An 18435-nucleotide genomic window follows, 5' to 3' on the forward strand; every position below is an offset into this window, starting at 1 on the left:
TTTAGATCTGCTATAAGAGATATTATATAAGACTGATATTTAATTACTATATAAATCTGTTAGTTAGTCGAAAGATCTGGATCATCAACAAAGATATACTGACCGTTATTAACCCTGTTTTTTTTGTTGGTATTTTAAATAAATTAAGAGATTAACCTACGAATTAGTGATTCATAAAAGTGTTACCCTGTCACATACGGGTTGTAAACTTAATACGCTGAATTAGAAAGTTATTACTTATAATTAAAGTTAATGGAGATAAAAGGATGTAGGTATGAACTTGTTAAAGAGAGCTATTTGGCTTTGTTGCCTTTTTTCTACTTCAGTCAGTGCAACGAATATCTATCTCAAGCAATTTAATGAAATAGATATGAGCCTTAAAAATTTAGTGTTAGATATAAGTTGCGGAAAGTTACCATCAATATCGTTTACGGGTGATGAACTCGAAATGGTGATGTTACAAGTGAATGATGCGACACTTAAATTATATTCTACAGATAAAGATAACCCTAAGGTTAACATTACGGCTCGTGTTATTGTTTCTAAACCTTTGAATAAAATTGATATCGCTAATCACGCAAAGGTAAATATTGATGGCTGTGCCCTAGATGAAACTACATTCACCGCTAATGTATCGAATAAAAGTTATGCCGAACTTCACGGTTCAACAACGAATCTCGATATAACTGCAACAGACAATTCGCATGTGAAGGTCGGTATTGTTGCTGAAAAAGTTATCGTTAATGCCTTTCAATCATCATCTATTGAGATCAATAAACCCATTGGAGTTTTAAAATTATCACTCGCCACTGATTCTTTATTTTCTTTAACATCAGGCGTTAACCTTGTTGAATTAAACATGAAAGAGGAGTCAATTGCCACTATGTGCAATACGGCGAACAGTACAATAAATGGTTCTATGGAAGATGATTCATCAATCACAATAAATAAAGCTGCTGATTCAACAATTGTCGCTAGTGACAATAGTAAAATAACGTATTGTTATCAGAACTGACGTTTTATAGTAAATATGTAATGGTAGTCTTAATTTGATAGGGGTCGATCATGACAATACAAACAGTCACATTTTCAATTAATAACAAGCTTTCCATCGCGGAAAATATAATCGAATATGTACAAAGCCATGAAGATAAATTTTCACCTGCTTTGTTCACTAAACATGATCAACAAGATCTTCGATATCAATTTGCAACAGCTAGCTTAAATGTTGATATGGTAGAAATGGCACAAGATTCAAATAGTGGTGTGATCAGTGTAAGTTACGGTATTCATTTCTTCTGGCCCTGTAATAACCAAGATGAAATTGATCACTATAAAGAAACACTAAACTTTGTAATAAGAGAGGAGAAAGTAACGATTGAACTCGTTGAGCATGAACCATGGATTGTGCTGTAAACAAAAACAGCCACTCAGAAGAATGGCTGCTTTAGATAGCATCTAATTATTCGTCACTCTCAAAACCAAATACACGATCTTGGATATACACCATATCGCAATCAGTTTTGTATAAAACACTATGTATTCTGTTTGCTTGAATATAACCCGTTTGGCCTGCAGTTAGCGTCATTTCATCACCATCTTTAGCGAGTTCACCATCTTTCTTGACGTAAAATTGAATAACAATTTCACCTTTAACAATGATCGACATGTCATCATTAGGATGATGATGGGGTGCTTCAAACGTACCAGCTTCCCATCGTTCAAGTAAAGCTGTTACACAGTTTTCATTCTTTTCATCTGTATCTCGGAAACTAAAACCTGGCATATCAGGTTCTTTTGTAAAATCAGACCAGATGTTTTTAGAAACAAAATCACTCATAATAAAACCATATAACTATTTGAAGATATAGTTATTATAGGTGAAGAAAGTTATTTTATAGATAGCCAAAAAAGAAAGATAAAAAACCAAATTGACGTGCTACAAAATCAGGTTAAGAATCTTATATCTTAATTAATACATATCGTGATCGTTGTATAACCAATCGTCTGCTTCATCAAACATGTCCTGTAGCAGTGCTTCAACGCGTTCTTTATCATCGGCAAAACCACCAAGCACTGTGAGATTATTTCCACCACCAAGACGAACACGAATATTTGCATCCGGCCAGTTCATTAATACTCTTCTGTTAAATTCATCATCAATCTTTGAAAAATGAGCATCAGATAGGTTGAGTTTATTAAGCATTAATTCAATACGCATATAGTAATTACATCCAACTGTATATAACAACACTGATTTTATAAACAGTAGTAACTAACATCAATTCAAGATTTAAATCGTTGTAATTAGTTGTATTCATTAATACTGTTGCCCAATAACAACAGAGATCTTTGTCACATCTTTAATGATAGTTAATCAAAATAACGTTCATTTGATACTGTCATAACGCCATTCATTAACCCACACTGAAAAAGCGATTAGCATTTCAATAAAAATAATTTACAGCTTAAACAATAAGTATCAAAAATAAATATTTTAAACGAAATTTGGAACTTATTGTTATTCCTTTTTGTCAAAATAGTTCTATCATTATTCCAACAGCAAATAATAGGATATAAAAAATGACAACTTTCACATTACATAGCCAAGACATTGTAGAAGGCCAATTAAAAGACAAGCGCTTTTCATTTAACAGCTTCGGACACGACGGTGATAACGTTTCTCCGCAGCTATCATGGGAAAACGCACCTGAAGGAACAAAAAGTTTTGCAATAACTTGTTTTGATCCAGACGCACCAACAGAAAGCGGATTCTGGCACTGGCAAGTGATCAATATCCCAGCATCGACTACATCACTTGAGCAGGGCGCATCAGGTAAACTTGCGGCTGGTTTAGAGATGCGTAATGACTATGGGTTTAACGGTTACGGCGGCGCTTGTCCTCCTGAAGGTCACGGTATGCATCGTTACCAATTCACAGTATGGGCACTGCCAGTAGAAAAACTTGAAGTGCCAGATGATGCATCATGTGCATTAGTTAGCTTTATGCTAAACGCAACAGCATTGGGCAAATCAACGATTACCCCAACATATGTTCGATAAATAACGCTTATATTAATAATCATTGAGATAAACCTTGTGTCTATTTATTGTGTATCATCAATAACCAGTCACAAGGTTTATATAATAAAAACATGTCAGGCATAATCAAACTTAATTATTATAATGGTAATCGACCGCAGCACCTGCGTAATGTACCGATTATTTACCCTTCCATTTTCTGGATTCAACAGGGTAATAAACAATTGCATTGGCAAAATGACTGGATCACCTTCAATAGCAATAACTGGTTATTGGCACATGGCAATACATCATTGACCTTTATCAATACCCCTAACCAAACCCAATTTTTCTCAACCCAACTGAGTTTTTTGATCCGACCAACGGATGAGCAAATTCAACGGTCGCAAGAAAATCAGAAAGACGGTTTAACACCTGAATATAGCCTAGATGGAACGGCGAAATACTTATGGCAAAGTATAATAACAATGCCGAAGGATATTCAGCCCAACGTGCAAACACATATCGTTAATGCATTATTTGAGCATCTTGCTAACAATGGTTATCTTCATCAGTTATTTTCAATGCGAAATTTAAGCTGGCGAGACAAGTTAACCCAATATTTTAATGATGATCCCAAAGCCAATCATTCAATTGAATCGGTCTGTGATCATTTCGGATTAAGTAAATCGACATTAATTAGGCGCTTAAAAGACGAGAATACCCAATTTAGGGATGTATTAGCAGAACTGAGAATGGGTTATGCATTAAGCTTATTGCAAACTAAGCCATATTCACAAATAGAGCTTGCGCATTTATGTGGTTACAAATCAGAAGCCCGATTTGCACAACGTTTTCAACATCAGTTTGGTCTGAGCCTAAAACAATATCAAAAAACATTTGAATACCACCATTAAGATAAATACCATTCTTTTATTTTAGCGATAATGGTATTTATCTTTATATTCAATAATATCAATCCATTAACGGATAAATAATGCCTCTAATTGAAGGGCAATGGCATCCGCTAATTGGTGCGTTGAAATGTTACGTTCTATAGTATGCAGTGGCATATTGCCAGACTCTACCACACTTAACCAATCAGAAATCATCGCATCAAACCCTTTGGTTGCTAACATTGGCATCCAATCTTCTGATGTTAAAATTCTTTCTTCATTATTTAGCCAGCGTTGACCACGCATAAAAGAAGTAAATTGGTAAGATTGGTTATGATAAGTGGCAGAAACACATTCATTGGTAATGCCGTTTAAACGATTCATCGAAGCATGTAGCAGACATTGTCCTGCTTGCCATTGCACATCAACACGTGAAAGCTGATCACCAAACATTTGATGAGTAACATAAACATCATCGAGTGTCGATTTAGTATTTAAGTTAACGCTATCAAGTGCATGAATAAAATCATCAAAGATAAAGGTGTGAATATCACCAACCAGATTATGGCGATTTTTTTCCCAACGCAGTGAATGTAATTCACCAATATTTCCGGAAGCTAACTCTGGTAGATGTTTGTTAAATAGAGGGATATGACGACGGTTAAAACCAACATAAAGTGGGGTGTTATGTTGTTCTGCAAGCTCGTAAAGACGTTCAACGTGCTCTGCATTATCAACTAACGGTTTATCAACAAACGTAGGAATACCTTGCTTTATACACCAATGCGCTATGTCATAGTGACTACGTGTTGCAGCATGGATCATCACCGCATCTATATTCTTTTTATTTAATTGGCGGTAATCATCAAAACAGCAAGTGACATTATGCTTATCAGCTAATGCATTTAAAACGGTAGGGTTGCGTGTACAAAAAATTAACTCTACATTTTTCAGTTGCGTCATAATTGGGAGATACGCTTTCTGTGCAATATCACCTAGCCCAACAATTCCTATTCGCATTTTTAACCCTTAACGTATTGGTTTTATGAACCGAAATGCTTTATATCTCAAAGAAGCTGAAGCTAGGCTTAAGACATTCACTTTAACGGTGTTTATTTTCCGAACTCTCTTGGCTTAAAGTAGGATCATCATACTTTTTCATTTTCTCATTAAATTTATCTTCTCGTTTATGATAGATAGATTGTAATGAAATTAAACAGATAACGCAGCTTGCCACACATTTTAAAAGGGAAATAATAATGCAATGGGGCAGTGTGGTTGTCCGATGTAATGTTAAGTAAAATAACTCACAAGTATAAACAATAGTAGATACTAACGACGCGTAAAAAAAGATTTTGTTTGTTGCTATGGGCATCTTCACAATAATAACTCTGTTTAATATGCTTCTATCTATAAAACGTAACATAATACCCCTTAAGAATAACAGCGATTGAGAAAATATTTTATAAATTAATTACATAAAGTGATGATTTTATACATTAAGGCCATTTTTTGAACTAAAATTAATCCGAACAACATTCAAATGCTAAACAACCGTTAGTAATATTTTGAATTACTAGACCAATATAGAATGTAAGCTTATGTTTATATAAATAGCCTAATTGCCAATGGCTGAACGATATACCTAATGAAGCTAATCAGAAAAGGGATGAAATTGAACACAAATGCGTTAACATGGTTATGAAACATCTTACAGCATGGGGCACTCACCAAGCGATTAAGCCCTAGCATCATTAAAATACTCACAGAGCTCAATCTTGGTGTAGGCTTTACTCTATATCCTATTATTCTATTAGAATGAGGGGATTATCAATAAAATGAGCAACATAAAACATTAGTAAAAGCGATGAGATCAAATAGATTGATAAATTGAGATCATAGTTTCCGAAATATAACCGTTTTATTTAGCACATTAATCATGTTCAATACGCAATAATATTATTTATAGATTATTCTATTTACACAGTTTTTGGGATAGCACATGCTTTCAATATTCAACGCTGCAGAAATGTTCGCACTTATTCTTACTCTCGCGACCTTAATAACAGGTGTTATTTTCGCGTTAGATAAGTTCGTGTGGCAACCTAAACGAGAAGGGGTTAAACAGGAGAACACAGGTTGGGTTGCTCAAGCACGCTCAATGTTTCCGGTGTTATTTGCTATTTTAATTATTCGATCATTTATTATCGAACCTTTTCAAATTCCAAGTGGCTCTATGCAGCCGACATTAGTACCTGGTGATTTTATTGGGGTAGAAAAGTTCGCCTACGGCCTACGCGATCCTATTTTCCACAAAACATTAATCCCAACAGGTAAGCCACAACGTGGTGACATAGCAGTATTTATTGATCCATCAAATCCGAAAATTGATTTAATCAAACGCGTGGTTGGTTTACCGGGTGATACTATTATTTACCAAAACAAAACCCTTTATATCAAACCAGCTTGTAACGGACAGAAAGTATGTCCAGTAGCAAAAGAAGTACCAAAACAATATGTTGGCTTAACTAATTTCACTGAATTAGGTACACAGCTAAACGAGTATAAAGAAGAACTGGGTAAGGTGACTCACCACATTCTGCGTGATCCAACTTTACCAGAGCAAATTAATCGTTATTACCAACAGCCAGGTCAACCAATGGGTGTATGGGTAGTGCCAAAGGGTCATTACTTTGCAATGGGTGACAACCGAGATAATAGCTTAGATAGCCGTTACTGGGGCTTTATGCCAGAGCAGAACTTAGTAGGTAAAGCGACCTTCATTTGGATTAGCTTTACTTTCAACCATAACCCAGACTCAATGTGGCCACATTGGTTACCTAATGGTGTTCGCTTCAACCGTATCGGTAGCATTCATTAGAACGATAACCAAACAATAAGATAAAACCAGAAAAACCGACATGCTAACAACATGTCGGTTTTTTTATTAGTCTGTAATATTTTGAATCAGATTATACTTATCTGACTCTTTCTTCGTTACCCAGTGCTCGCCACTTGCTGGTGCAGAATCTAGCGTGTACATGTAGAAATCGACACCTTTATCACCAAGCATAGTCTTAAAATACGTTGCTTGTTTGCGGTGACTCACATCCGAATACGGGATCTCTTTCGCTGTCTTTTCACCATCAGACCAACTATGCACGCCGACTTGTTTATTAAGCTCAATAGCATTGGTTGCTGCTTTTCGTTCAAGGGTTCGTTCAACACCAGCACTAAATAGATCCGTACCACCAGAGAATACTGAACCATTTTTAGTTACCATAGTGTCAATCTCATGGTTACGGATCATCAGGCCTGTATACATATTTACATCATCGTCAACACTACCATTAATGATATTATCGAACTTCAACATCATCGAACGGTCTTGATATATTTGAACAATATTGGCTAATTGAATAAATGTAGAAATACCTAATGTTGAGCTATTTTGATTGCGTTCTGATACAACTTGGCCAAAGTTATCACGTAAAAAGTTTTTAAATGCCGCAGATGTTTCAATATCAACTTGATCATATTCATTTATGGCTGTTAAAACTGTAGAGCCAATATGCGATAAATACTCAAAGTCTTCATTCTTATATTCTAGTAATATTGGGGTATAATCATTAACTGATTTAGATTGAATAACCGTTGTCTCTTCACCAACTGATTGTACTTCTTTCCCACAGTCAAATTTATCTGAATATTGATTATCACTATAAATAATACATTCAGCTTCTTCATTACGGTTGATCATAAGATCAATCGTTTCGGCATATTTATCCATTAATCGGATAACGGTAATATCGTCATCAAGCTCTTCACCAAACAATACACGATCATATACTTGGCCGTTATAGTAAAAATTTACTGAATTAAGAACTTGATCACGGTCGTTATAAAGCTCAGTGATCTCTTCATTATTAAAATTATAATCTGCCGCTGGTTTAGTTACTTGTTTAGTAATTGTTGTCTTACTATCTGAAACTGAACCCGAGTTGCAACCGGCAAGTACCATAAGCGATGATGCGAGTAATAGTTTTCTATAAGAAGTCATTTAAACCCTCTATATTTGTTCGGTGTTTTCTGGAATGTGCTCAGGTTATGGAAATCCGTGTTTTTCGTCTAAACCATAACCACATAAAAACCAAACCAAAACCAAACCTTCAACTAACAAATTGATATTATTAAAAAATAACTGAAGATTAAAAAGATGGTAAATTTATATAAACAACAAGTGATTATAACCATCAACCATACCTATCATAGTTACAACGTCACTTATAGGGCTGGTTTTATACTGCCGCATATAGCAGTGAGCCATATTAAGGATATAAAAAAAACCTGTACTGATAGCTTCAGTACAGGCAAACGGAAATAGAGTAAATTATAAAAAAGATTATCAAAGAAAGGGGTTAATAAACTTCTACGTCATATTGTTTTAATTACTCAATGTCTTCAACTTTAATTGCTGTGCCGCCGGTATAAGGAGCTCCCCAAGAAAAAGCAGTAACAGTATGACCACCATATAAATCAATAACGGCATTGGCACCAATTTTTCTCGCTTCATCTGCTAATAGTGGGTATAACGTCACAACACTGTCATAACCATATCTAGCATTAGCTTTTACTTTACCTACTTCAGTATATTTTACGTTTGCTGGCAAATAATGCTTAGCAATATAAATTGCTCCTTTAGTTTGCTGACTAATAGGTAAATCAGGCACATTAGATGAAGAAAAATTACTGCAACCATTTATAATTGTACTTAATAATAATACAGAGAAAATACGTTTTATATTCATAAGAAACACGAGTTTAAAATTAGACATTCACGAATATAATTTCAAAATGGAGAAAATAATAAACCTAAACCAAATGTTTTTAAAATATATCAATTGTTCATGATAATAATTACCACATAGCCCAATTATCGAAAGATAAACGACCGTGAATAAAGCAGGGGACAAGCGTTAATTCATGCACTAATTTGCTATATGCGTTGTGTGACACTCACGATCTTCAAATTAACTACAAGCAAATATTTTTATCGTGAAAATAAAAAACATTGATTTATTAAGGGTTAACAGATACCATAATAAAACACCGTTCATATATAGAAGTGAAGTTAGTCGTTTATGAAAAAGTTAATCATTCCATCTTTATTCCTTGCTCTTACAGGTTGTGCTGCACAGACAGGTATTGTTACACCGAAAGAGAATTCTTATACAGTAGAAGCGACTGGCAGCAGTGCGCAAGAAGCAAAACAAATTGCAAATGCGACGGCAAAAAAGACATGTAAAGATTTAGGTAAATCCTTCTATGTGATTTCTGAACAGAGTAATTTCGATCATGCCGTTGATGAGAAAACCACTGAGCTTGCAAACACGGCGAGCAAGTTTTTCTTAGGTGGTGATGTATTAAACTCTGAACATAAAGTTATGATGGAATTTAACTGTAAGTAACTAGCTTCTATAAAATATGGTTCCAATAGGGCATATACCTCTGCGTGTATGTCCTTTTTTATGTTTTAAGCACTAGTACAATTAGCGTTGTAAATCACTTAGTATCAACGCTTTCCTTTAAAGCCCTACAATAATTGCCGATATATATCCCTGATTTTAGTTGGTTTTTGTCATACACCGACTTAGCTATACTGCGCAAGTTTTAAACTCACTATTATAAATAGAATACATAAAGCACTGGATTTACGCTCCAGCTCGCAGAAGGAAAATACATGTCTCAATACGTTGTATGTGCGCTGTATAAATTTGTCGCATTAGATAACTACCAAGAAATTCGCCAACCATTAACTGAATTGCTCGAAGTCAATCACATTCGTGGCACACTGCTTCTTGCTAGTGAAGGGATAAACGGCACCGTAGCAGGTAAACGAGAATCTATTGATGCCTTACTAGCTTGGTTTAAACAAGATCCGCGCTTAGCCGACGTTGTTTATAAAGAATCATTTAATGCAGAGCAGCCATTTAACCGCACCAAAGTAAAACTTAAGAAAGAAATCGTTACTATGGGTGTGGAGGGGATCGATCCTCGTCACGTGGTGGGAACCTACGTAAAACCTAACGAATGGAACGCATTAATTTCAGATCCTGATGTTGTTCTGGTTGATACCCGTAACGATTACGAAGTCGATATTGGTACATTCAAAAACGCCGTAAATCCAAATACAGAAACCTTCCGTGAATTCCCGCAATACGTAAAAGACAACCTCGATCCTAACAAACACAAAAAGGTTGCGATGTTCTGTACTGGCGGTATTCGTTGTGAAAAATCAACTGCATACATGAAAGAGCAAGGGTTTGAAGAAGTTTATCACCTTGAAGGTGGCATTCTTAAATACCTTGAAGAAGTCCCACAAGAAGAAAGCATGTGGGAAGGCGACTGCTATGTGTTTGATGGGCGAGTTGCTGTTAACCACCAACTAGAAAAAAGTGATTACGATGTGTGTAATGCCTGTCGATTGCCAATCACACAAGAAGAGCAATTATCAGAGCATTTTGAAAAAGGCGTAAGTTGTCCAAAATGTATTGATAAACACAGTGATGAGCAAAAAGCCCGTTTCCGTGAACGTGAAAAACAAGTGCAATTAGCGAATGCGCGTGGTGAAACCCATGTCGGCGGTGATGCAGCTCAACTAATAGAGCAACGTAAAAAAGCCAAACTTGCCCATAAAGAGCAGCAACGAGCGGCTAAAAAGTAAGATAAAACAATATCTGCTTTCAAATGATAAAACACAAAAGGAATAGACATTTTTAACTAGAAAGAGTTATTTGTGTTTATTCCCTTTTTATTAATGCAGTTTATGTGTTGATATTTCACCTAATGTTATATGCATACAGTCAATCAATAGTCAGCTAGATACTCTTAATATAACTACAAATAATGCAGTATTCAGTTTCCATCCCGAATCTATTCATATACTTGCCGATCTACAAGTGGGTTGGGAAAAACGCTTCCACAACGGAATGGGTATCAACGTATTATCCGCTATAGGGGATAACACAATAATATCCTCTATAGCGGATAAATTGTAAATATCCGCTATAAGGGATATACTTTAAATATCCTTTATAGCGGATAATTTAAAGTGGGAACCATGCAAATCACATCAGCTAAAATGCTCGCCAATGCAGTGCGAGATCAACGTAAAGCCCAAAGCAGAACCCAAAGTGATACAGCTAAACTGGTCGGTATTAAACAAACCACCGTATCTGCGTTCGAAAATAACCCAGAAAGTACCAAGCTAGAAACGCTTTTTAAATTACTCGCCGCATTAGATCTAGAGCTGCATGTTCAACCGCGTAACACAAACAGCGAACCACACACCACACAACAGAAATGGAATGAGGAGTGGTAAACATGGATGTGTTAACGGTTGCAATGAATGGGATCTTAGTCGGCAGCTTAACCAAAGCAAGCTCTGGTGCGATATCGTTTCAATATGATCCAACATGGTTATCACGAGCAGGAGCTCGTGCGATCTCACTTTCTATGCCGTTACGCCACGATGCTTATCATGGTGATATTCCTTACAACTTCTTCGATAACTTATTGCCTGATAACGAAGAAATTCGCAGCCGTATTCAATCCCGCTTTCAAGCTGCTACCAAACGCCCCTTTGATCTACTAAGTAAAATAGGCGGCGATTGTGTTGGCGCTATTCAGCTTTATTCACCACAACATAGCCTACAAGATGTAAGGCAAATACAAGCAGAGCCATTAACCGAATCTCGAATGGCACAGGTATTACGAGGTTATCAAAGTGATGCGCCACTCGGCATGCTAGATGATATGGACGACTTTCGTATATCTATAGCTGGCGCACAGGAAAAAACGGGCTTGTTATGGTATCAAAATCAGTGGCATTTACCGTTAGGTTCGACCCCAACCAGCCATATTCTAAAGTTGCCAATCGGGATCTTACCGCACAAAAACATAGACTTAAGCGATAGCTGTGAAAACGAATGGTTATGTTTAAAAATCGCGGCAGCATTTGGCTTTGAAGTGAACGATGCCAGCATCATCAATGTTGAAGATGTAAAAGCATTAGCGTTAACGCGCTTTGATCGTCGATGGTCACAAGACGGCAGTTGGCTAATGCGTTTGCCCCAAGAAGACATGTGCCAAGCGTTAGGTGTTGCACCCGCATTAAAATATGAATCAGACGGTGGGCCAAACATTGCCAGTATTATGCAATTTCTATTAGGTTCACGAACATCAACCCAAGATCGAGAAGTGTTTTTCAAAGCACAGATCTTATTTTGGTTGTTAGCAGCCATTGATGGACACGGTAAAAACTTCAGCTTATTTCTAGAGTCTGAAAGCCGTTACAGTATGACACCGCTATACGACATCATTTCTGCTTATCCTTTAATGGATTCAAACAGCATACCGAAACAGAAAGCAAAAATGGCAATGGCATTAACGGGCACCAAGAAATATTACAAATGGCAAACCATTCAGCCTCGGCATTTTTTAAGTACGGCTAAAGCGGTTGGATTTTCTACCCAGCGTGCTAATGAATTAATGACTGAAATGAAAAACCAAGCGCCAAGTGCGATAGAAAAAGTCCGACAGCAATTGCCCAACGATTTTCCTACTGATATTAGTGAATCGATATTTAACGGGGTATTAAAGCAAGCAGGGCGATTGGCATAAAAACAAGTATAAACAAAGGCATAAGCAAACAACCCATGCCTTAAATATGCTTGCTTTAAATACTCTGGCCTTAATACTTATGCCTTCAGAATTAGGGCTTAATTAGCCAAGAGTAGGATAGTCGGTATAACCGTGGTCATTACCGCCAAATAGCGTCGAACCATCCAGATCGGCTAAAGGTTGTTGGTGCTGTAGACGTGAGACAAAATCAGGATTAGCCACAAACGGACGACCAAACGCCACCAAATCTGCATAGCCTTTATTAAGCACTTCATCCGCACGCGCTTGTGTGTAACTGCCAGCAACAATGATCGTATTAGTGAAATACTCACGCAGATCAATTCTAAATTGTTCTGGGATCACTGGCGCATCATCCCAATCCGCTTCTGATAAATGCAGGTAACCAATGTCACGGGCTTGAAGTTGTTTTGCCGCCTCTAAAATAGTCGGGACAATATCAGGGCAATTCATATCTTTAAAAGTGATAAAGGGCGCAAGTCGAACACCCACTTTATTAGCACCAATGATATTACTAACAGCATCAACAACTTCTAGTAAGAAACGAATACGATTTTCTCTAGTGACACCGTAACTATCTGTACGGTGATTAGAGTTAGTCCGTAAGAACTGATCGATAAGATAGCCATTACCGCCGTGAATTTCGACACCATCAAAACCTGCATCAATAGCGCGTTTTGCAGCATAAGCAAAATCTGCGATAACCCGATCAATATCTGCTTGTGTCATTGCTCTTGGTTCAACACATTCGACCATGTTGCCATTGCCTTGTTCATCTGCAATCCACACCTTGGTTTCAACAGGTTTAAGTGCCGATGGCGCAATCGGCTTCTCTCCATTTTGGAATACAGGGTGAGACACACGACCTACATGCCATAGCTGACAAAACATCGCCGCGCCGTTCTTATGTACCGCTTGCGTTACCGAATTCCAACCCGATACTTGCTCATCGGTATAAACACCAGGCGTAAACGAATAACCTTGCGAATCATCAGAAATCTGCGTCGCTTCAGAGATAATTAATCCAGCACTGGCACGTTGTTGGTAATAACTCGCCATCATCGCGTTTGGAACATTACCCGGCTGACTACTACGCGCACGTGTCATCGGTGCCATAACAATACGGTTTTGTAGATTCAATTCGTTAAGCTGTGTTGATTCAAAAAGCTTGCTCATTATCGACACCTTATTTAAGAAGTGGTACGTGGGTTTTAACGCTGAATGATTCCATCCAATCCTTTACTGTGTTGTCCCACTTGATCTCAGGCGCACTAAAGAACCCACGTAAAATAGAGAACATAATCGCGCCATCAATCAAACGAACAGGTTGGCTAGTCTCATTCTTCAAAATCGTTTTTACTTGCTTAATAAGTGATTCAACGTCATTGGCGATATTCGCGGTATCTTGCAATAACGCATCAAAATTTAACTCGTCTGATTCTTTCTTTGCTCGCCAAGCTTGTCGGGCAGAAACCGTTTCAAACTCAGGTAACGCCATGTTTGACCAACGTGGATAGCCGATTTTTTGTAATGGAAGAAACGCGTTTTTTTGCCAATCAAACACAGCCTTAGAAATCTCAATTGTCTCGCTAGACTGAGCTAACTCAATGAAATACTGAATAATATCTAAGCTTTCTGCTAAAGCTTCGCCATCATCTTTAATCAAAAGAGGCACTTGCTTAGTACCGATGAGCGCATTCGTGGTTTTGTCATCATCATAAGCAATACAAGTTACCGTCAGTGGGATATTCAACATTCCAGCCACATAACGGACGCGAGCACTAAAAGGGCAATGTTCATAAATATAAAGCTTCATCGTTATTTCCTATTTAGACATTTTTGTTTTGATGGCGTCAGTATATTCATTGGATAGAATTTGATAATTGGGGTAAATTTAAAAAGATTATTCGGCTGAGCTGAACAATAAACAAAAGGAAAGTGCATGGATAAGTTTTCTGATATGACGTTATTTATCAGTATCGTTAAAAATCAAGGCATGGCAGCAGCAGGCAGAGAGTTAGGTTTATCACCTGCAACAGTAACAGCTAGGCTGCAAGCATTAGAAGATCGCTACGGTGTTAAGCTGCTTAATCGCAGTACTAGGCATATTTCTTTAACTGAATCTGGTGCGCTGTACCATCAAGCCTGTTTAGAGATAATAGATAGCGTAAAAGAGACAGAAAACTTACTTCAAACCGGTAGCCAAGAAGTACGAGGGACGCTAAAGATCTCGGCGCCACGAGACATAGGCAAACAATACATCTCACCCATCATATCGGCATTTTGCGAACGATACCCAGACGTTGTGCCGTACTTGTATTTAGACGATAAGCTCACCAACTTAGCAGAATCGGGGATTGATATTGTGATCCGTTACGGTGAACTGGCAGACAGTAACCTTATCTCTCGCAAACTGGCAGCCAGCAGGCGAGTGTTATGTGCAACGCCTGAATACTTAGCAAACAAAGGCACGCCCGTAACACCGCAAGATCTCGCCGATCATCATTGTTTAGCCATGATCCGCAGTAATGAAGAACTGAAAACATGGCACTTTACAGACGACAACCAACAAACAGTGATAACCCTAGTACCGAAACGTTTTTCAGATGATGGCGAAGTGATCCGACAGTGGGCATTAGATGGAGCAGGCATTGCGTTAAAATCGATATTAGATATTCAGCACGACATACAAGAGCAACGATTAGTGACGGTGCTTGATGGTTACATGAAGAACTTCAACGCATCGACATCTTCAGCCAGTGCCGACTTAAACGTGATTTACCAAAGCCGCCAGTATCAACCCAAACGGCTTCGATTGTTTATTGAGTTTTTGTTGGAGCGATTTGGTGAAACGTTGGGGTAGAGATTAAATTTAAAGATGAATAATAAATATTATGCTCAAGAATACCTAAGAGGTATACACTTAAACTTCTAGAGTTAGTAATCAGCATTGGCATTCTAATTTCAAATAAGTTTACTCTAAATAGAGATATCTTAATGTAAATAATAAATGCCGAAATAATCGGCATTTATTTCACAATTCTTTATATGAATTACTTTCTAAATAAGAATTCACATTAACAACATATTGATCAAGAAAAATAAAAACACGTTCTTTTATCTCGACAAGTTGGGGGGTTGTTAAATCTTGGCCTATATCTGAAAAAGACTTATTACCATGTGCGAGGTTATTTCTATTAATTTTAATAGACTCTAAATCTCTACCATCACTAACAGGCTGTATACCATATTTATGACAAACTCTCCTTACACCGTCAGCAGATAAGTTTCCAGAAACACCAGAAACAAAACGGCCAAATTCAATTTCACTTGTATTTATAGCATCAACGAAATGACTGTAAACAGTTTCAGTTACTTCACTCTTTGGACATGAAATAATACTTTCTGATTTTGAATGCCACCATACTTTACGTAAATCTTCTTTTATATCATTAAATTTTAAACGCTCATCTTTAATGCGGTCATAAATACTTGTTATCCCATTCATGACTGTTGCTTCAATTAAATTATATAAAAGTAAATAAAAAGAAGCTTTACATACTTTTGATTGAACAGCACTTATAAAAAAATTATTACCATCAATATCAGATAATTGTGCTCCATCATTATCTAAAATTGTAATTAACTGAATATAACTATCAATTTCAGCTTTTCTCTTATCATATTCAGCAGTAAATGCTTCCATTTTACATTACTCCTGAAGTAGCCAATCACGAACATACTCAACTCTCCCTTTTAGTTTAGGGCCAGAATTACTAGCATGAGACGTAACATGTTTGATAAATTCTTTTGAAGTTAAGAAGTCGCTACCTTTATTTTCAAGGTTTGATTTCACCTCTTGTGCTAAGGTTACACCAATAGCAATTGCTTCAAAGCGGACTCGAGGCGTTGAATTTGCTTTGATGGTTTTTTTAAAACCAAATGGGAAATTGATTTCTACATAATCAAGCATTTTTGTAAATTTTTGTGAATACTCATCTCGATCAAAATCAACATCATTCATTTTTATCAGGAAATCATCTAAAAACTGAAAAACAGAATGTTTAAATTTTAAATAATCTTCTGAATAAGCGAAGAAACGAAGAATTAATTCCTCTCTTTCACCACGTTTAATATTCTTGGCTGAAACTGGACAGAGTTTATTAAACTTCTCGTGTTTGGCTAATTCACCAATAAAATCATAAAATGGCCCACTGAAACTACCTTTACGTATTTCTGAGTTCTTAAGAGCTTCACTTCCTGTATTTATACGTTCAAACATATCCAATCTTGATTGTTTGGATACTGTTTCAGGAAGAATAACCATCCGCGTAGAACGGTCTAAAAACTTTCTTTGTTGGGATGTAGGTAACATATCAAAAGTAAAATTATTTATCAGATCTAATCTTTCTAACTTTGTTAATGTCAATTTATTATTACAGAAATCATAAAGCGTGTTTATACGCTGTGCACCATCTAAAATTTCAGTTCTACCATCTGAGTTCTGAACACCAAAAAGAAAAGGGATTGGTAACCCCATAATTACGGATTCGATAAATTTACTTTGTTTAGCCTTATCCCATACAAACTCACGTTGATATTCTGGTATGAAGAAAAACTCTTTTTCAAAACGGTTAACCATTACCTCTACAACGTATTCTTTTGTATCATAAGCAATGCTTGTTTGGGATTCTCTAAGTTGAGTATCAATTAATTCTAATGTATCTGCTGTGATATGCTCATTCATTATTATAGTTTTCCATAAATATTATAAGTTCTTTTGATAAAATCGGAGGTACAGCATTTCCAATCATTTGTTGTAAAGCACCTCGTGAACTAACAATTGAAAAATCGTACCAATCAGGAATTCCTTGAATTCTAGCTGCTTCATGTGGTGTTATAACTCGAGCTTTACTTGGATGCAAAAATCTACCTTGCCCCATAGATCCGAAACCACCCGTTATTGTTTGAGATGGCTTGTCCCAGTTTAATCTTCCGTACATCGATTTATAAGAATGATTACCTTGATGACACTTAGGTCTATATTCATTTGGTAAATCATACAAATTATTATCTAAAAGATACTTAACTCTTTCTTTGTTTATTTTTGTCATTCTTGATGGAGTATTATAAATATCAATTTCACTACAGTTAACTAGGTCTGAAATAACATCACGTAAAGTCTTTTTTTGAAACTTCAAATAAATGTTATTAAAAATATCATCAGGTATAAGCTTTTTAGAGCCAAGTAGTATATGACGTTTTCTAGTTTGAGCAATTCCTAGACTTTCAAAATCCACAACGTATTCACGAATATTATATTTATTACTTAAGATATTGGATACAGTTTTTACAACACCTTGTGATGAATGAATAACATTAGGAACATTTTCAATTAAAAAATGCTCAGGTTGAAAATGATCAATTACTTTCAAGGTTTCCAAATATAAGTTATTACGAGGATCAATTCTTCTAGATTTATTGTTTAAGTCAGAGTTACCTTGACATGGAGGACCTGCAAATAAATAATCAATTTTTTCTTTTTTAATTTTTTTTAGGTCAAGATCTACTATATTATCTGCATGAAAGTTTTTAACCTCAAAATTATGATTATATACATCATTACAGAATGAATTCATATCACTTGCAAGAACAATCTCAAATTGACAATCCAGATGTTGAGCTGCCTCATAGGCACCGATCGTTAAACCTCCTAATCCAGAAAACAAATCAATAACTTTCACTAAAAAATCTCTCAAAATATTACACTTTTCTGATTCTATTACTTTTCTAATCATTTAGGAATTACAATACAACA

At 36.3% G+C, this 18435-nt stretch carries 20 protein-coding genes; 10 read left to right on the forward strand and 10 right to left on the reverse strand.

The genetic code is table 11. The features are described from left to right. The first annotated feature begins 274 nt into the window (after positions 1-274). Both C9J40_RS15920 and C9J40_RS15925 read left to right on the forward strand, forming a co-directional pair. Positions 275-1015 carry a GIN domain-containing protein gene (locus C9J40_RS15920; RefSeq protein WP_107247398.1) on the forward strand — a complete coding sequence of 247 codons (741 nt, stop codon included), beginning with the start codon at positions 275-277 and terminating at the stop codon, positions 1013-1015. A 50-nt stretch (positions 1016-1065) separates the two neighbouring features. Next, the gene (locus C9J40_RS15925) at positions 1066-1416 is read left to right on the forward strand and encodes a hypothetical protein (protein ID WP_107247399.1); all 351 of its coding nucleotides are present in this window, start codon (positions 1066-1068) and stop codon (positions 1414-1416) included. Between the two features lie 46 nt (positions 1417-1462). On the opposite strand, the gene C9J40_RS15930 is transcribed toward C9J40_RS15925, so the two are convergent. Further along, positions 1463-1840 carry a cupin domain-containing protein gene (locus C9J40_RS15930; RefSeq protein WP_107207147.1) on the reverse strand — a complete coding sequence of 126 codons (378 nt, stop codon included), beginning with the start codon at positions 1838-1840 and terminating at the stop codon, positions 1463-1465. Positions 1841-1972: 132 nt separating this feature from the next. Continuing rightward, positions 1973-2221, reverse strand: coding sequence for a DinI-like family protein (locus C9J40_RS15935; protein WP_107207146.1), 249 nt, complete (start codon positions 2219-2221; stop codon positions 1973-1975). A gap of 362 nt (positions 2222-2583) precedes the next feature. On the opposite strand from C9J40_RS15935, the gene C9J40_RS15940 reads away from it, so the two are divergent. Both C9J40_RS15940 and C9J40_RS15945 read left to right on the forward strand, forming a co-directional pair. After that, positions 2584-3063 (forward strand): YbhB/YbcL family Raf kinase inhibitor-like protein, encoded by a 480-nt coding sequence (locus C9J40_RS15940; RefSeq protein ID WP_107207145.1) that lies wholly within the window; start codon positions 2584-2586, stop codon positions 3061-3063. A gap of 92 nt (positions 3064-3155) precedes the next feature. Beyond that, on the forward strand, positions 3156-3938 hold the full coding sequence (locus C9J40_RS15945; protein WP_107207144.1) for a helix-turn-helix transcriptional regulator: 783 nt from the start codon (positions 3156-3158) through the stop codon (positions 3936-3938). A 66-nt stretch (positions 3939-4004) separates the two neighbouring features. On the opposite strand, the gene C9J40_RS15950 is transcribed toward C9J40_RS15945, so the two are convergent. Next, entirely contained in the window at positions 4005-4937 is a 933-nt protein-coding gene (locus C9J40_RS15950) for a Gfo/Idh/MocA family protein (protein WP_107247400.1), read from the reverse strand. A gap of 982 nt (positions 4938-5919) precedes the next feature. On the opposite strand from C9J40_RS15950, the gene lepB reads away from it, so the two are divergent. Beyond that, on the forward strand, positions 5920-6798 hold the full coding sequence (gene lepB / locus C9J40_RS15955) for a signal peptidase I (RefSeq protein WP_107207142.1): 879 nt from the start codon (positions 5920-5922) through the stop codon (positions 6796-6798). 66 nt (positions 6799-6864) lie between these two features. Here the strand turns inward: lepB and C9J40_RS15960 are convergent, their stop codons facing one another. Continuing rightward, positions 6865-7977 carry an alpha/beta hydrolase gene (locus tag C9J40_RS15960; RefSeq protein ID WP_107247401.1) on the reverse strand — a complete coding sequence of 371 codons (1113 nt, stop codon included), beginning with the start codon at positions 7975-7977 and terminating at the stop codon, positions 6865-6867. A 388-nt stretch (positions 7978-8365) separates the two neighbouring features. After that, positions 8366-8725, reverse strand: coding sequence for a hypothetical protein (locus C9J40_RS15965; RefSeq protein WP_107247461.1), 360 nt, complete (start codon positions 8723-8725; stop codon positions 8366-8368). A 333-nt stretch (positions 8726-9058) separates the two neighbouring features. On the opposite strand from C9J40_RS15965, the gene C9J40_RS15970 reads away from it, so the two are divergent. The 4 genes from C9J40_RS15970 to C9J40_RS15985 all read left to right on the forward strand — a co-directional run bounded on the left by C9J40_RS15970 (position 9059) and on the right by C9J40_RS15985 (position 12599). Then, positions 9059-9385 carry a hypothetical protein gene (locus C9J40_RS15970; RefSeq protein ID WP_107247402.1) on the forward strand — a complete coding sequence of 109 codons (327 nt, stop codon included), beginning with the start codon at positions 9059-9061 and terminating at the stop codon, positions 9383-9385. Between the two features lie 272 nt (positions 9386-9657). Next, a complete protein-coding gene (locus C9J40_RS15975) occupies positions 9658-10641 on the forward strand; it encodes a rhodanese-related sulfurtransferase (protein ID WP_107247403.1) in 984 nt (327 codons plus the stop codon). A 396-nt stretch (positions 10642-11037) separates the two neighbouring features. Next, a complete protein-coding gene (locus tag C9J40_RS15980) occupies positions 11038-11298 on the forward strand; it encodes a helix-turn-helix domain-containing protein (protein ID WP_045151640.1) in 261 nt (86 codons plus the stop codon). Between the two features lie 2 nt (positions 11299-11300). After that, a complete protein-coding gene (locus C9J40_RS15985; protein ID WP_107247404.1) occupies positions 11301-12599 on the forward strand; it encodes a type II toxin-antitoxin system HipA family toxin in 1299 nt (432 codons plus the stop codon). Between the two features lie 102 nt (positions 12600-12701). Here C9J40_RS15985 and C9J40_RS15990 read toward each other — a convergent pair whose 3' ends face one another. Continuing rightward, the gene (locus C9J40_RS15990; RefSeq protein WP_107247405.1) at positions 12702-13793 is read right to left on the reverse strand and encodes an alkene reductase; all 1092 of its coding nucleotides are present in this window, start codon (positions 13791-13793) and stop codon (positions 12702-12704) included. A gap of 10 nt (positions 13794-13803) precedes the next feature. Beyond that, positions 13804-14433: a GrxB family glutaredoxin gene (locus C9J40_RS15995; RefSeq protein WP_107247406.1), complete on the reverse strand. Its 630-nt coding sequence runs from the start codon at positions 14431-14433 to the stop codon at positions 13804-13806. Between the two features lie 126 nt (positions 14434-14559). Here C9J40_RS15995 and C9J40_RS16000 point away from each other — a divergent pair, with 126 nt between their 5' ends. Continuing rightward, entirely contained in the window at positions 14560-15480 is a 921-nt protein-coding gene (locus C9J40_RS16000; RefSeq protein WP_107247407.1) for a LysR family transcriptional regulator, read from the forward strand. 171 nt (positions 15481-15651) lie between these two features. Here the strand turns inward: C9J40_RS16000 and C9J40_RS16005 are convergent, their stop codons facing one another. From C9J40_RS16005 to C9J40_RS16015, 3 genes are read right to left on the reverse strand one after another with little or no spacing between them, the layout of a single operon-like run. Next, positions 15652-16323: an MAE_28990/MAE_18760 family HEPN-like nuclease gene (locus C9J40_RS16005; protein WP_107247408.1), complete on the reverse strand. Its 672-nt coding sequence runs from the start codon at positions 16321-16323 to the stop codon at positions 15652-15654. Positions 16324-16329: 6 nt separating this feature from the next. After that, positions 16330-17364 carry a DUF262 domain-containing protein gene (locus tag C9J40_RS16010; protein WP_107247409.1) on the reverse strand — a complete coding sequence of 345 codons (1035 nt, stop codon included), beginning with the start codon at positions 17362-17364 and terminating at the stop codon, positions 16330-16332. Beyond that, complete coding sequence (locus tag C9J40_RS16015; RefSeq protein ID WP_158259559.1) at positions 17357-18361, reverse strand: DNA cytosine methyltransferase; 1005 nt, start codon at positions 18359-18361, stop codon at positions 17357-17359. The genes C9J40_RS16010 and C9J40_RS16015 overlap by 8 nt, the downstream gene beginning before the upstream one ends. Positions 18362-18435 lie beyond the last annotated feature (74 nt).

The organism is Photobacterium sp. GB-72, assembly GCF_003026095.1.
Taxonomy (GTDB): domain Bacteria; phylum Pseudomonadota; class Gammaproteobacteria; order Enterobacterales; family Vibrionaceae; genus Photobacterium.

Bases quoted from the DNA above. Each gene is read 5' to 3' on its own strand.
- C9J40_RS15920 (WP_107247398.1), top strand. From the start codon at position 275: ATGAACTTGTTAAAGAGAGCTATTTGGCTTTGTTGCCTTTTTTCTACT.
- C9J40_RS15925 (WP_107247399.1), top strand. From the start codon at position 1,066: ATGACAATACAAACAGTCACATTTTCAATTAATAACAAGCTTTCCATC.
- C9J40_RS15930 (WP_107207147.1), bottom strand. From the start codon at position 1,840: ATGAGTGATTTTGTTTCTAAAAACATCTGGTCTGATTTTACAAAAGAA.
- C9J40_RS15935 (WP_107207146.1), bottom strand. From the start codon at position 2,221: ATGCGTATTGAATTAATGCTTAATAAACTCAACCTATCTGATGCTCAT.
- C9J40_RS15940 (WP_107207145.1), top strand. From the start codon at position 2,584: ATGACAACTTTCACATTACATAGCCAAGACATTGTAGAAGGCCAATTA.
- C9J40_RS15945 (WP_107207144.1), top strand. From the start codon at position 3,156: ATGTCAGGCATAATCAAACTTAATTATTATAATGGTAATCGACCGCAG.
- C9J40_RS15950 (WP_107247400.1), bottom strand. From the start codon at position 4,937: ATGCGAATAGGAATTGTTGGGCTAGGTGATATTGCACAGAAAGCGTAT.
- lepB (WP_107207142.1), top strand. From the start codon at position 5,920: ATGCTTTCAATATTCAACGCTGCAGAAATGTTCGCACTTATTCTTACT.
- C9J40_RS15960 (WP_107247401.1), bottom strand. From the start codon at position 7,977: ATGACTTCTTATAGAAAACTATTACTCGCATCATCGCTTATGGTACTT.
- C9J40_RS15965 (WP_107247461.1), bottom strand. From the start codon at position 8,725: ATGAATATAAAACGTATTTTCTCTGTATTATTATTAAGTACAATTATA.
- C9J40_RS15970 (WP_107247402.1), top strand. From the start codon at position 9,059: ATGAAAAAGTTAATCATTCCATCTTTATTCCTTGCTCTTACAGGTTGT.
- C9J40_RS15975 (WP_107247403.1), top strand. From the start codon at position 9,658: ATGTCTCAATACGTTGTATGTGCGCTGTATAAATTTGTCGCATTAGAT.
- C9J40_RS15980 (WP_045151640.1), top strand. From the start codon at position 11,038: ATGCAAATCACATCAGCTAAAATGCTCGCCAATGCAGTGCGAGATCAA.
- C9J40_RS15985 (WP_107247404.1), top strand. From the start codon at position 11,301: ATGGATGTGTTAACGGTTGCAATGAATGGGATCTTAGTCGGCAGCTTA.
- C9J40_RS15990 (WP_107247405.1), bottom strand. From the start codon at position 13,793: ATGAGCAAGCTTTTTGAATCAACACAGCTTAACGAATTGAATCTACAA.
- C9J40_RS15995 (WP_107247406.1), bottom strand. From the start codon at position 14,433: ATGAAGCTTTATATTTATGAACATTGCCCTTTTAGTGCTCGCGTCCGT.
- C9J40_RS16000 (WP_107247407.1), top strand. From the start codon at position 14,560: ATGGATAAGTTTTCTGATATGACGTTATTTATCAGTATCGTTAAAAAT.
- C9J40_RS16005 (WP_107247408.1), bottom strand. From the start codon at position 16,323: ATGGAAGCATTTACTGCTGAATATGATAAGAGAAAAGCTGAAATTGAT.
- C9J40_RS16010 (WP_107247409.1), bottom strand. From the start codon at position 17,364: ATGAATGAGCATATCACAGCAGATACATTAGAATTAATTGATACTCAA.